Origin of the sequence: Agrobacterium vitis, assembly GCF_014926405.1 — a bacterium.
GTDB classification, from domain to species: domain Bacteria; phylum Pseudomonadota; class Alphaproteobacteria; order Rhizobiales; family Rhizobiaceae; genus Allorhizobium; species Allorhizobium vitis_H.
Genome location: NZ_JACXXJ020000003.1, coordinates 20502 through 33708, shown reverse-complemented (window position 1 = coordinate 33708; position 13207 = coordinate 20502). Strand labels below are relative to the sequence as shown.

Here is a 13207-nt window from a genome sequence, read left to right as displayed (position 1 = left end):
ATCCATCTTGACCGGTCACTGTGCATCCGTATTGCGGCGCCCGCAGGAACGATGCTAGCCAGCCCAAGACGTTGCACAGGAGCGTTCAAGCAGCACCCCAAACCTCCAAATCTGAGCCAACCGCGTTCGCCGATAGTCTTGCTGCAAGGAGTAACGTGTTGAGTTGTTTCATCTTCAGGGTTCTTCTTTGGGAAGCTTGGCCATTCGCACATTCGTCATGTTCGGTCTCCGTTAATTGAGGCTGAAGAATCACTACTCGCTTTTTGTAGCCGATGGGAAGCGCCTGAACTCGGGCGATAAGTCCAGTTCTGTCTGGTTGTCGAATACCGTTGTGCCAAACGGCGCCCGCGATAAGATGATGGCGTCCAGCGTCTAGCGTGTCTGTCAAGGATTGTCGTTCCAGATGACGAAGGTTCTTGACGGCTTGACCCGTAACGACCTCGTACTTCGACGCGGAGACTTCCCTTGTGACAGCCGAAGAGCCAGCCCCTTTTGCGTGGATCAGAGTGACAAGGTTTGTGGCATCATCAATGTGAACGAAATCAGCAAGTTCCATCGAACCGTCATCGCTAGCCAACCAGCCGGTGTTAAAAATGTCGTGGCAATAGCCAAATAGCGAGTCGTCGTGCTGACCCGGCGCCTTCGGCGTCCCGATAGACAAACCGAGGGTCTGCCCTACCAGTATAACTGGCTTTTCCTGTGTCACATTGTAATTGGCTAAGTTCTTGAACTGCCAATTGGGAAACCACTGGTCAGTGTAAGCGCTTCTGAAACATTTTCCTCCGGAAATAGTATGGCCACTGCCATAGTAGATTTTGAGCCAATCATATTCCGCTATCAGGGCATCGAAAGCCGCCCGGCCGGCCGCTCCTGTCACGGGTCGAGTCGTCCAGTCAAAACCGAGTGTGATCTTGTCGCCAGCTAGAGTCGGAGTGATAGATAGGTCTCCTAGTAGCGTCGTTTCGAAGGTCACTGTTGCGACGAGATTCGGTCCTGCGCCAGGAACCACGGAGAATTCGGCCCCGTAGGCCCATTGTGCGGCGCGTTCCTTCAGGGTCTGATCGGTGTCCTCAGCCAAAAGTTCCGGTGGAACCACGGCGATCGCGTCGCCGTCGCTGACGGTTGCCAGATCGTTAACCGCCTGCGCAAGAGCAGGGAAGCGCACGGTTGGTGGAGTCGCCCCGACCGAAGCCGCCACGTCGAGCAAGATCTCCGTGTCCGCTAAGAAGTCAGCCCAAGTCTTGGGGCGGTTGAGCCAGAGGCGAGCGTCATCTGGGGAGGCACCGACCACTTGACTCACTGCGCCACTCGACAGGACCAGCGGCACTTTGCTGCGGACCGCCTTAAAGGCGTAGGTCTGATCGCCGAGAGGATCAATGGCGAACTCCAATGCACGTCCCATCAAGGTCTTCGCGTCAGGCTTGGCGTCAGAGCGGGCGTGAATACCGTCTAACCACAGCGCTTTGGTCTCACTGCCGACGAAGCCGGATTCGATCTCGGTTCGGGAGATGGGGCGTGCCGCTGTGAGTTTGCGATCAATCTGCGGACGAACGGCAGACTCGGATGCAGAGATTGCGGCTAAGCTTCCTTTCACTGAAATGGTCAGGAGGTGGTGGGCCAGATCAGTATATGTTCCCGATGGCGCCCAGGCCGGTTCCGACCGGTGTTGATATTCAATGGTTACCGTGCGCAACGCACCGCTTACGATGGGTGGGGATGTTCTGAGGAGGGTTCTCGGGCCAACAGCCACGCCTATCAAAGCTTCGAGCTCAGCTGTGAGAGCCCGGAGAAGGCGGGCGTTGGCGATTTTGCCTACACCCCGCAAGAGCATGGGTGCAAGATAGGGGCGGAGCGGTATCGTAGCGTGCGAGCGAGCCATGCCCACAACTAATCAGTTTGGGACGATGTGTCGAGATTGATGATTGCGGGGTTCATCCTCATTCTCTGTGATTCAGCGGCGGTAAATGTTCGTCTGCTTGTGCGGGACAGGTATTCTATGTAGCTGTTGTAAAATTGAAGTATTCGGCAGCGAGGGGATAAGCTTGCCTATCGAGAGCATCCATACATACCTTGTCTATCCGAATAAGGGGGCTGCCGACCCGTCAGCCATCGTCGGGAGCCAAGTACCGCATGAAGGCGACATGTTCGTCCTAATGAGGAACGTGTACGAAAAGGCCGATACCGAATGCAACATCGGCATCGCCTTCAATAAGGGCAACGGCGGCGCTCAAGCGAACGCGCGTCGCGACATGTTGATTGCCTATGCCTCAGCGCCTGGGGTCGATTTGGGTCGCGTGCTAGCTGAGGAACTGGCGACAGTAACGACACGTCGCTCGGGGCTCGGGCTTCTATTCCTGATCAAAGGAACCGAAGGCGCCGAGCACAAGGTGGTAATATCACGCTTTCGTGCCAACAACGGCGTGGTCGTAAACGAGGCTGCCGACATGCTGACGGTCGAATTCATCGACCGCGTATTCATGAAGAATGCGCATTCCTACAAAGCTGTCGTCTACAAGCATCAGTCATTCCAAGGTGGCTTCTGGAATGGAATGGCCGTCGACAAGCAGATTAACAGCCAGGATCTGGAGTCGTCGGACTACTGGGTTAAGGAGTTTCTGCTGTCGGACTTCATGACAAGTCCCGCGTTTGGCACCCGTCGTCTCGCTGTCGCACTGAAGAAAGCCATCAAGGCTACAGATGATCTAGAAGTTAAGCGCCAGATCACCGCCGCAGCTACGCTTGCCAGTGGACTTGGTGCGGAGACATTAAGCGTTGAGGCGTTCTGTAATCGATACGGATTTACCGAGGGTGCAAAGGCCGCCGTGGTGAAGCAGCTCGAACGAGCTGACCTGGCCAATGATAATTTCCAGTTCGATGCAGCCGAGTTCACAAAGCGATTGCCCTATCGGACGGTGGAGCTGGACAACGGAGCCATGCTCACTGCCGACGCTGCGTCCTTCGATAAGGTCTTCGAACACACGCCCGTTGAAGAAGGGGCCGACAGGATACGCTTCAGCACAGTCGGCTCGGTTGTTAGCGAAAAACTGGAGAAAGGTAGATGACGGTAGAAGCTCAATATCGAGCGCGATACGAAACCGTGCTCTTTCCCATCGCCGATAAGCTTTCCACCTTATTGCACGAGATCTTCGCAGGTCAGCCGCGGATCGATCGCATCTCGACGCGCCCGAAGTCCGTGGAGCGCTTCGTAGGGAAAGCCACTGCGGAGAAGGATGGCAAAGCGAAGTACGATGCTCCGCTTCATCAGATACAGGATCAGATCGGCGCGCGGATCATCACCTTCTACAAGGATGATGTGCATAGGATTTCGGAGGAAGTTCAGCGCTACTTCCACGCGATCGAGTCGAAAGACATGTTGCCGGAGAACGAGTGGGAATTTGGATATTTTGGAAATCACCATATTCTTATGCTGCAGCAAGATCTGATCGACCCGAATTTCAACAAGGACCTTGTGCCCTATTGCTTCGAGCTGCAGATTAAGACGCTCTTTCAGCATGCGTGGTCCGAGGCGAACCACGATCTCGGCTATAAGCCCGGGCAGCAGCCACTCGAAAGCGATGAGTTGCGACAGCTTGCCTTCACTTCCGCTCAGGCGTGGGGAGCGGATCGGGTGTTCAACGACCTGTTCGTAAAGCGGAGCTCGCAGCATTGAGAACAACTGCTGCAGGCCTTTATATCGTGTTCGCTTAGATGGTCACTCCGCATTGGCTTTCTGAAGTCAGGCCGGCTCGACCTCGGCCGCTTCCGAATGATCCTTTAGGGCCTGGGCTTCCTCCAAAGAGATTTTGCTGGCCACATATTCCTCCAGCTCGGCAGCGTGGTTTTCACAGCCCTTCGCCTGCTTGCGAAGAAGTAACATATGGTCAGAGAGTTCTCGCGGCGTGCAAAGGCTTATGGGAACCAGTGCCCTCTCACCGTTTCTGATCACGGGATATGATTTAACCAAACGGGTATGGCCCGGAAACACCATCTGAGGAGAGGCGGGGTCGTCGCTCATGCCGATGCGCTTCAGCATTCGCGTCACTACCTTTACCAGTTCCTTTTTGGCAAACGCCCTGTAGAAGTCGGCATGAGGACTTGTCAGAGGCTTGTTCTTGAAAACTTCTTCAACAATCTGGCTCGGCTGTGCAATCTGGCCAGCATCCATCCGCTGTCCGATCAGCTTATGCAGCTCAGACAATAGTGCAGCGTCTTTGGCCATGAGCTTCGTCCTATAAATCTTGAGCAGAGAAAAGGCACGGCCGCGCAGGCGCTTCCGTTCCCGACGGCTCCCAGCGCTCGGGGAGCTTGTCTGGAAGGCATGCATTGCCCAGTGATAATCCACGGATTCTAAGGATTGTCAAAGCAGATGTTCTGATTTTGTTCGTGGAAGCGATAACGCTAGTCGATAGGGTGCTTTGCGGAGTCGGTCCGACCATTATCCATTGTGGTGCATCTTTCCTCACGCTTGAACTAGCAGCACGTCCTGCCTAACGGGCAATACATCTTCCATAGCAAGGGACTCTACTGGTCGCTCGGTACGATTTTCGACAGTCAGCGTTCAAACCGCAGGTTCAAAGAGGGGGCTATATCGCATAGAAAATCGACGCCCGTACCTCAGAGCTTGGACTAGACGAGCTATGACCGCTTTGCGCCGTCACATCAGACATTGAGAGTGCGTCAGTAGATACCTGAAAGCTGACATTGCTGACCAAATGGCAATGACCTACACACAAAATTGCTCGGCATGAGGCGTCGCAAACGTGCCTTTGCGCCGTTGTAAAATCAGAAAATTAGCGACGTTACCTAACAGCTTGGCAGGGTTGGAAGCAGCAATCTGCCAACAGTGGGCCATTTACCGACGAAACCGTGGTGTCCAACTTTCTTCCAAGGCTTCGATCTCTTCCGCATCTTCAATTTCATCAGGCGCAATAAAAAGCAGCGTGAGCTGGTAACCCTCCCGTTGAAGCAGCGTCTGCTCCAGAACTTTTGGGCAATGAGAACGGCCTTCACCGTTTAGCCAGACACTTCCCTGAATTTCAGCCCATTCTGACGGACGGGATTGTGTGCGGTTAGAGGATCGCCCGGATAGGCTTCGCTCTGGAAGATGATGTTTCGAGCGAACCGACAGAGGTGGAAAATCCTTGGTCGCCCTGGTGTATCGAATAATCCCGTCTTTCGAGAATACGAACGCACAGCAATCATCGGTCAGCTCGACATACCGGGCAACAGTCGCCTCGACGCTTGTCCCGTATTGTCTAGCAAGCGTTTTGACGTGCTCTACGTCGGCATCGCCCAGTTTGCGCATATCGGAAACGAACCATGGCCTCGGCATGAGTATGCCGGCCGCAAACCGGTTGGCTTCTGTTTCCTGTTTCTGAACAAGCGTTTCAATCCGCCGCTCGATCATGTCCTTTTTCGTACAGCGCTGATCCCCCTTATGCCACGGGATCAAGAAATGTCCGATCTCGTGAGCGATGGTGAAGCGTCGACGCCCACCCTTTGTCCCGGCCTTGTAGAGAATGACACCCTTCCGTTTGTCTGGATCGGTGGTGAGGCCGCCCTCGAACTCCTCTGTTTCCATCTCCAAAATGTCGATAATGTTGATGGAGCTTGCCAGATCTTCGATTGGGACCGGCGCCGCCCAGTCCGGGTGATGGCGAAGGATGCAAGCGATGATAGACTCTGGAGCGGCACAGTCCGCGAGATCCATCATCAGCTCGTCGTTCATTTCGCGTCCTTATCCTTCAGGCGGTCGGCGACAACGCGCAGCGTTTCCCAATCCTTATCAGATAGTTTGCCGCCGAACTCGCGAAAAAATTGTAATGAGGATCGGTCAAGCTCTTCCTGATCGTCCTCAGCAAGGTACTGGACGGTAACGTTGAAATGTGCGGCGAGCTTCTTAAGAAGCTCAAGGCCCGGATTGGTGCTGGTTCCCTTCTCCAGTTCCCAAATATGAGCCTTCGAAACTGACACCGCGTCGCCAACCTGTTGGAGCGACTCTCCGCGCTTCAACCGAAGCTCCTTGAGCTTCGAAGCTAATGACATTTTCGATCTCCATACATGCTCTTCGGACGCAGCCAGTATTTGGAAAACGCCGTTCTGTCAAATGAACGATGCGTTCGCAGTTGACAACGCCCTATTCGTTCACCATATCTTACGGCATGTCCATATTGGGACGGAAAGGAGGTGAGAAAATGTCAGGAAAGAACCAACACGTTGTGCCGCATGCTAATGGTTGGGCAGTGCAGGGTGCCGGGAACAGCCGCGCCACTGCGGTTCACTCTACCCAAGCTGAAGCAACGGCTCATGCTCGTTCGATCGCGCAGAACCAACAGTCTGAACTGTTGATCCACGGCCGAAACGGTCAGATTCGTGAACGAGACAGTTATGGCAATGATCCCTACCCACCAAAGGGCTGATCCACCAAGACCGCGTTCATCCAGAGCGCGGTCTTTTTTGTGAGGGGATTCGCAGATTGGCGGATCGACAAAGGAGAAGAAAGATATGGCTAGATGCACCGCTCCAGTAAAGGGCCATCGATCAGCCGCTGCGGCAGCCGACTGTCCTGCTTGTGGAAGCCGCTATGGTCGCTATAGCAGTTCTAGAGGATACGGCGGCGCGTACAGCTCGTCCCCGAGTTCTTCATACTTCCAGTCAGGAAGCAGCAGCGGCCGAAGCAGCAGTAGTGGCGGGTCGGGGCGCCGCACTGCAAAGCCGCGATGGTCCGGAGCCGGTTCGACTGTGTTGTATACGCCCGAACAAGTGCAATCACTCACGCCTGTTCGCGAAAATGTCGAGAATTTAGCAGCGTCGCAGCCTGACCTTCGAGACGTTTTTCTTTGTCATGCGTGGGATGACAGGCAGGGATCTGCCAAGGAACTGCATGACCTGCTCGAAGCGCGAGGTGTACGTGTGTGGTTCAGCGAGAAGGATCTTGGCCTTGGCGTGCCGATGATGCGGGCGATCGATAAGGGTTTGATTAATTCCCGAGTTGGTATCGTTCTGGTGACCCCGGCTATGCTACGCCGTTTGCCGGCAGAAGGCATTGCAGACAAAGAGCTGTCAGCGCTTCTAAGGCGCGAGCGGCTCGTTCCGGTTGTTCACGGGACAACCTATGAAGAGCTTGAGCAGGTCAGCCTACTGTTAGCCTCCCGAGCTGGGTTGAGCACTGCCGAAGAGTCGATGGCGGAAGTCGCCGCTAAGATCGCCGAACTAGTTGTCACTCAGTCTTGATGTTCCGGGAGGTCGAGATGTCGATGCGCCGCGTACACCTTCGCAAACTCCTCAAAATTATGTTCCTGGAGGAAGGTCCTCGCCGATCGGCGCTCCGGACCGACATTCGAGAGGATCGTGCAAGAGCAGCGGATGACGGTGGCGAGGGCGGCGGGGATTTCTACGGGCCCTTCTGGAGTGACGCGAAGCGGCATGTTTTCGGCATGCACGATCTGCACGCCGCGACTGATGGGCGGATCGCCGGAAATGGCCGCCGGCAAAATCTCTATCCGCAGCTACGGGATGGCTTCCTACTTTGGTGGGACGAGAGGCGCCGCTGGACGAACGCGCCCTTTGCGCCCGGACGACAGCTCGGGACGCAGTTTCCGTTTCCGGGGCTCGATGCCGTCGTGAAGGTCGACAATATTTTGTCCGCCCGCGATGGTCGTGGCGTTGAGCATTACGTCTACCCCTATTTCTCAGAGACCCCTGTTCTGGACGAGCAGGCTGCGCGGCTCGGGCTTTGGCTGTTGGGCCAAGCGCTCCTCGGTGTACCTCACGAGGAGATCCGGGTTTTGGACGTTATCCGTGGCGAACCCTTCTCAATTGATCGCTATCCGCTTGCAGGAAACGAGGAAGATAGCTTCCGAGACCTATACGCTGCCCTCCTTGAAGAATGGGAAGCGCTTCGAGCAGAATACGACTGACGGTCCTGCCAGCAGATGTGAGAAGTATGCTCGCGGGACACCGATGCATATGCGGTTGTCGCAAAAGTGAAACTTAGTAGATCAGGGGGAAACGACTGTTCTCAGCCACAAACTGGCTGTCCTTGTCAGGCTAACGTGCTGAATCGTCAGTGAGAATGACACCTTAGACATGATTTGGTAAACGGGCCGTAGGTTCGCATCCCTTCAAGGCGCACCTTGAATTTAGCCAACTCATTTCTTCGGGAAGGCTTTGGGCTTCGGTTGATACAATCGCCTTTTGGCATTCGAGCGCAGAGCATTTCGAACATCCTTGTCCACGATCGACAGGTCGAACCATTCCGGATCAAAGTAGCCGCCGCACCACCGACTGGTTTCGGCGTGTTCAGGATCTTCCCCGTCGGCGATGGTCTTCAGGAACCGCTCATATCCTGCCCCCCCCCAACATCTTCGTAACTATCCGGTGAAGGCCGCTACGGTTTCGCCTGATGGAATACCCACGTTTAGCGAACGCGCTGTTTAGCCGGATCGGGAGGTTCGGGTTGAAAGCTGCTTGTCCGCCGCCGTGGACAGAAACGGACAAGCCGCCACAGAGGTTCGCTACTTCAGGGGCAGGAAGAGCTCTGCCACCGCCGCATGTTCAGGTGCTTCGGGAAAGAAGGTGAGACGCTGGCAATACAGGGGGAAATCCCTCGCTTCCTCGCCACTGGCCGGCAGCCAATCGCGATAGAGGTAAAGCGCGGCAGGCTCCAGATCATCAGTGTTGCCGACGACTTTCAGCACGGCGCAACGGCCACCGGGGATCATGCCCGCCTCGATATGCTCTCCATTCGTCTTGATCGGCTGATCAGTGCTGACACAAAGGTCCAGTCGATACTCGTCCGGAGACGTCACCCGCGGATCGGAATGGAAGATGTTGAAAGTCAAATTGGTCTTCGGATTCAGGCCAGTGGCTTTGCGCCATGCTATAAAGCGTTTGATCGTGTCGCCGATCCTTGCCGGATCACCTCGGTGTTTCATGATCGCGACAGGGGTCGGAGACACCTCGCGGATTTCGATGTCATTTGCTGCAAATGTCCGTTGCATAAGCTTACTCCTTGCTTGGTTGAGAGGCCCGAGGGCCGCAAGCCACAGTTCCCAATCGGGGGATTTCCTGAACTGCGAAGGCGACTGGCTGAACCGTTGCCGAAATGCGCGGGCAAAGGCGTCAGGAGCTTCGTAGCCGGCATCCATCGCTATCTCGGTCACGCTGTCTACGTCTCTGTAGGCAAGCCTGTAGGATGCCCGCTTCATGCGGAGGAGCTGGATATAGCGATGCACAGACAGCCCAAAGGCCGCCGCGAACTGCCGATGGAAATGAAACTTGGAAAAGGCGGCCACGCAGCTCAACTCGTCCAGGTCCAGATTGCGGTCGAGATGCTGATCAATGTGATCTAGGACCCGTTGCATCCGGGCATGGTAGTTTCGAAGCGTCGTCGTCATTATCCTGTCCTTGCCGTGGCAGGACCAAATAGCCCCGCACAAGTGCTGTGCGCTCGACCGATCTTGCGGACTATCAGTTTTGGCTGCTCAGAAATAGCGTCGGCCTATGAGGTAGCCGTCCGGCAGGGGGTGTCGGCATCCACTGTGGAGCGCAGATTATGTCGCCTGAGCGTTCAGCGTCTTCGGTATCCAATTCCACGGCAGCAATTGCTCCAGCCTGCTGATCGGCGTGTCCGCAATGTGGCTGTGGATGTTCACCTTGGTTCTAGTGCTGTTCATGCGTCAACGGACAGAAACAACATAGCTATAGCCGCTTGATCGGGATTGCTCGGACGACAATTTCACTCTGATGGAAGCGTTTCTCGAGTTCGCTCTTGTAAGCGGACCACCAGTCTTCATCTAGATCAGCTGCCATAATTTCGGCGAGGACGATCTCATCATGTTCGGTGTTAGAGCTTGCCTGCCATGTCCCCTCGGCTGGAGCGTGTCGATAGAAGGTCATTCCCCCAAACTCCTGGGTCAGGCGTTGGCGAACTTGTTCATAGACATTGGCCTCGAACGGCGTCCCAGCATCATCTCGTTGGGGCAGCAAGATCTGGATAAGCCAGCGGTCGCTGCGAGTGTCAGAGAACCCACCCTGTGGGTTGTCATTGATGAATGTCATTGGGCTTCCTATGCACCAAGTGGTTGAGACAGCCATCCAGGCCGGAGTGCTCGACGTCACAAGACTATTATCCTTTGGCTTGGTCGGACCTTACTGCAGGCTCAGGAGATAGATCTGTTATGCCGCACACTAAGGTGTTGACGGTGGCCGCCGACCCAGTGGCCGCCGGCCAGGTGCGTATCAGATCATGATCTCGCCTCCGGTTACCGGAATGACGGCTCCCGTCATGTAGCTTCCCAGATCGGAGGCGAGCAGGACGTAGGCACCCGCCAGTTCTGCTGGCTGTCCGGCCCGGCCGATAAGGGTGTTTTCCCCAAACTTGGCAGCCTTTTCCGCTGGCATCGTCGAAGGGATGAGCGGCGTCCAGATCGGCCCCGGCGCGACCGCATTTACGCGAATGCCTTTTTCCGCAAGCATCTCGGCGAGACCCGCCGTGAAGTTCGAAATCGCGCCTTTCGTGGACGCGTATGCAAGAAGCTGAGGCGACGGCTGCCGCGACTGGATCGAGGTCGTGTTAATGATCGAGCTACCTGGCTTCATGTGAGGAGCAGCGGCCTTCGAGAGGAAGTATGGTGCGTAGATATTGGTGCGGAAGGTTTCGTCCCATTCCTCGGCCGTGATGTCGGCGATGTCGCCATAGGTCCGCTGGAACGCTGCATTGTTGACGAGGATGTCGATGCCACCAAGTTCGTTAACGGCGCGCTGTACGAGATCCTTGCAATGTTCCTCGGACTTGATGTCGCCCGGAACGACAAGAGCCTTGCGTCCCGCTTCCTCGATCCACTTTGCGGTATCGCGGGCGTCGTCATCCTCGTTCAGGTAGGAAATGACGATGTCGGCGCCTTCGCGGGCAAACGCGATAGCGACGGCCTTGCCAATCCCGGAGTCGGCTCCGGTGATGAGGGCGACTTTACCGGTCAGCTTGCCGTCACCCTTGTAGGACTTCTCACCATGATCGGGGACAGGTGCCATTTCCGCAGTCTTGCCTGGCGGCTCCTGCTGCTGTTCAGGATATGGCGGCGTAGGGTTTCGAGTGTCTTCCATCATACAATCTCCTTTTTGGGGACTGCGCGATAAACCCTGAAGGGCGTTCTGGGTTCCGCAAGTACGATTTTCACCGCAGCTTGGAACGTGCTTTCTCCCGACAAATCCAAACACTTTGGCCGCTCGTTCTTGCGAGGGCAGTTCGAATTGGCTGTCAATGCTTCATCATCTCGTCCCCGAACGCACGCATGGTTTTCTCGAACACTATGCGGCTATCGGAGATGGACGCACCGTCGCTCTCGTCGGTGCGGACGGTTCCATCGATTGGTGGTGTGCGCCGGAGATGGATTCGCCGCCGCTCTTCAACCGGATGCACGACTGCGATAGTGGACGCTCCTCGGTCACGCCGGTGGAGAAATTCAAGATCGAGCGCCGGCACCTGGAAAAAAGCATGTTCTCGAGTCGATAGCTCGGGCTAAGGCACCGCAGTTCGGTGCGATTTCAAATGCCAATATCACCGGACAGGAACAGATTTAACCTGTTGATCCTCACGGCGCGCCGTCCTGGAACCCTGCTTCCGGTTATGACGTTTTCACGACGTCAAGCGTATTGGGAGGGACAATGAATGCGGGTACTGAAAGACAATGGGCTGACTATCGTTCTGTTGGTGCTGACCATCGCGACCATAACCGGAATGCTCTTGACGGGATGGCAGGTCAACAACGAGAACATCATCCAGCATGGTGGCACGGCGCTGTCGCTCGCAACCTATGCCGCGTCAGGACACTTCCTGTCCGCCATCTTCGAGAACTGGGAAAGCGAGTTCCTGCAAATGTCGGCATATGTGATGCTGACGGCTATGCTGTTCCAGCGCGGCTCAGCGGAATCGAAAGATCCGGACAAAAGCGCATCTCAGGACGAAGATCCAGCAAGCCATGCGAGACAACCGGGCGCTTCCTGGGCCGTGAGGGCGAGTGGATGGTTGCGAACCCTCTACTCATATTCGCTGGGCATAGCGCTCGCGCTGCTGTTCGCCGCCAGTTTCATTCTTCACCTCCGCTACAGCGCTATTGCTGAGAACGCAGAAGCCGCCATGCATGGCCACCCGGCTCAGTCGATCATGCAGCATCTTGCCAGCACGCAGTTCTGGTTCGAATCCTTTCAGAACTGGCAATCCGAATTTCTGTCGACGGCAGTGATCGTGGTGCTTTCGATTTTCCTGCGCTTCCGGGGATCACCAGAATCAAAGCCCGTTGCGGCGCCGCATTCCGAAACAGGCAGTTGATTGGATTTCCTTCATCGTGGTGGTTTGCGTTGTGAGAGCGAAGGCGTGTGTTTCTTTGCCACGGCTGTGACGAGCCAGCCTCGTCGCAGGTGTATTTGTCGCGACGGTTGTCACCCTCAGCAACGGGGTCGGTTGATCAAGCCAACTTTACAGGTTGACCATGTCTCAAGTGCTAGCTTTAAAACGCGTCTCTACGAGCCTCCTGAATGGTGCTTATTACCGGTCAGGTCCCGCGGACATGGCTGACCTGGCTTCTGTTGCGAGACGCCGAGTTCTGAGAAGTAGGGGCGCTGCGGCGGGAATCTGTTGGCGACCTCGGCCAGTGGCAGACTTCGCCAGGTCGTATCGACCACGTGTTTAACCCTGATCGTCGGAGGAGTGTTCATGGATCGCCTGTTTGCAAAATTCGCTAATGCAACGGCCCGGGCAACCGGTAGTCCGATCGCCTTTATTCTCTGTGTTGCCGCTGTGGTTATCTGGGCAGTATCTGGGCCATTTTTCGGGTTTTCGGAAACGTGGCAGCTGGTGATCAATACCGGCACAACCATTATCACATTTCTAATGGTGTTCTTAATCCAGAACACCCAAAATCGGGATGGGACTGCCCTTCAGACCAAGCTCGACGAGATCATACTCTCCTCTGACGCCGAGAATGAATTCATCGGGATTGAGAAGTTGACCGACGCTGAACTCGAAGCACTTCATCTTCGTTGTGAAAAATCGGCCAAGCGTTCACAAGCCATCCTGAAGAGGACGCACGCCGAGCGAAAAGCCCGCAAGACCAGCTCATAGGAACGGGCGCGCGCATCGTACTAGGCTGGCGGGCGAACGCCGAGCGGAACTTTCACTCGTGCCCTCAGTTAGTTTCCGTCAAGA

The 13207-nt window shown here is 55.6% G+C and carries 15 protein-coding genes and 1 pseudogene; 8 read left to right on the top strand and 8 right to left on the bottom strand.

Annotated elements, in window-relative coordinates:
• Positions 1–85: 85 nt before the first annotated feature.
• Positions 86–1693, bottom strand: a complete 1608-nt coding sequence (locus IEI95_RS01760; RefSeq protein ID WP_141747315.1) for a hypothetical protein — start codon at positions 1691–1693, stop codon at positions 86–88.
• A gap of 349 nt (positions 1694–2042) precedes the next feature.
• Between IEI95_RS01760 and IEI95_RS01755 the strand changes: the two genes are divergently transcribed.
• A complete protein-coding gene (locus IEI95_RS01755) occupies positions 2043–3062 on the top strand; it encodes a hypothetical protein (protein ID WP_141747316.1) in 1020 nt (339 codons plus the stop codon).
• Positions 3059–3670, top strand: a complete 612-nt coding sequence (locus tag IEI95_RS01750; RefSeq protein ID WP_060716645.1) for a GTP pyrophosphokinase — start codon at positions 3059–3061, stop codon at positions 3668–3670. The genes IEI95_RS01755 and IEI95_RS01750 overlap by 4 nt, the downstream gene beginning before the upstream one ends.
• A 66-nt stretch (positions 3671–3736) precedes the next feature.
• On the opposite strand, the gene IEI95_RS01745 is transcribed toward IEI95_RS01750, so the two are convergent.
• The 3 genes from IEI95_RS01745 to IEI95_RS01735 all read right to left on the bottom strand — a co-directional run bounded on the left by IEI95_RS01745 (position 3737) and on the right by IEI95_RS01735 (position 6045).
• Positions 3737–4219 carry a hypothetical protein gene (locus IEI95_RS01745; RefSeq protein WP_141747317.1) on the bottom strand — a complete coding sequence of 161 codons (483 nt, stop codon included), beginning with the start codon at positions 4217–4219 and terminating at the stop codon, positions 3737–3739.
• 633 nt (positions 4220–4852) lie between these two features.
• Positions 4853–5728: an ImmA/IrrE family metallo-endopeptidase gene (locus tag IEI95_RS01740; RefSeq protein WP_060716643.1), complete on the bottom strand. Its 876-nt coding sequence runs from the start codon at positions 5726–5728 to the stop codon at positions 4853–4855.
• The gene (locus IEI95_RS01735) at positions 5725–6045 is read right to left on the bottom strand and encodes a helix-turn-helix domain-containing protein (protein ID WP_060716642.1); all 321 of its coding nucleotides are present in this window, start codon (positions 6043–6045) and stop codon (positions 5725–5727) included. Before IEI95_RS01735 ends, IEI95_RS01740 begins: the two co-directional genes overlap by 4 nt.
• A 149-nt stretch (positions 6046–6194) precedes the next feature.
• Here IEI95_RS01735 and IEI95_RS01730 point away from each other — a divergent pair, with 149 nt between their 5' ends.
• From IEI95_RS01730 to IEI95_RS01720, 3 genes are all read left to right on the top strand, one after another.
• Positions 6195–6419 carry a DUF2188 domain-containing protein gene (locus IEI95_RS01730; RefSeq protein WP_003571562.1) on the top strand — a complete coding sequence of 75 codons (225 nt, stop codon included), beginning with the start codon at positions 6195–6197 and terminating at the stop codon, positions 6417–6419.
• A gap of 325 nt (positions 6420–6744) precedes the next feature.
• Complete coding sequence (locus tag IEI95_RS01725) at positions 6745–7233, top strand: toll/interleukin-1 receptor domain-containing protein (protein WP_318916248.1); 489 nt, start codon at positions 6745–6747, stop codon at positions 7231–7233.
• Positions 7234–7250: 17 nt separating this feature from the next.
• Positions 7251–7919 carry a hypothetical protein gene (locus IEI95_RS01720; protein WP_060716706.1) on the top strand — a complete coding sequence of 223 codons (669 nt, stop codon included), beginning with the start codon at positions 7251–7253 and terminating at the stop codon, positions 7917–7919.
• Between the two features lie 231 nt (positions 7920–8150).
• Here the strand turns inward: IEI95_RS01720 and IEI95_RS01715 are convergent, their stop codons facing one another.
• The 4 genes from IEI95_RS01715 to IEI95_RS01700 form a co-directional block, all read right to left on the bottom strand.
• The gene (locus tag IEI95_RS01715; protein WP_234614289.1) at positions 8151–8324 is read right to left on the bottom strand and encodes a plasmid pRiA4b ORF-3 family protein; all 174 of its coding nucleotides are present in this window, start codon (positions 8322–8324) and stop codon (positions 8151–8153) included.
• A gap of 192 nt (positions 8325–8516) precedes the next feature.
• Complete coding sequence (locus IEI95_RS01710; protein WP_060716640.1) at positions 8517–9398, bottom strand: AraC family transcriptional regulator; 882 nt, start codon at positions 9396–9398, stop codon at positions 8517–8519.
• 304 nt (positions 9399–9702) lie between these two features.
• Positions 9703–10062 (bottom strand): hypothetical protein, encoded by a 360-nt coding sequence (locus tag IEI95_RS01705; protein ID WP_060716639.1) that lies wholly within the window; start codon positions 10060–10062, stop codon positions 9703–9705.
• A gap of 180 nt (positions 10063–10242) precedes the next feature.
• Entirely contained in the window at positions 10243–11109 is an 867-nt protein-coding gene (locus tag IEI95_RS01700) for an SDR family oxidoreductase (protein ID WP_171431162.1), read from the bottom strand.
• A gap of 154 nt (positions 11110–11263) precedes the next feature.
• On the opposite strand from IEI95_RS01700, the pseudogene IEI95_RS29565 reads away from it, so the two are divergent.
• The 3 genes and pseudogenes from IEI95_RS29565 to IEI95_RS01685 all read left to right on the top strand — a co-directional run.
• A pseudogene (locus IEI95_RS29565) lies at positions 11264–11497 on the top strand (trehalase-like domain-containing protein); the annotation flags it as partial.
• Between the two features lie 174 nt (positions 11498–11671).
• Positions 11672–12331: a DUF6766 family protein gene (locus IEI95_RS01690; RefSeq protein ID WP_060716636.1), complete on the top strand. Its 660-nt coding sequence runs from the start codon at positions 11672–11674 to the stop codon at positions 12329–12331.
• A gap of 384 nt (positions 12332–12715) precedes the next feature.
• Positions 12716–13123 (top strand): low affinity iron permease family protein, encoded by a 408-nt coding sequence (locus tag IEI95_RS01685; RefSeq protein WP_013637201.1) that lies wholly within the window; start codon positions 12716–12718, stop codon positions 13121–13123.
• The last annotated feature ends 84 nt before the right edge of the window (positions 13124–13207 follow it).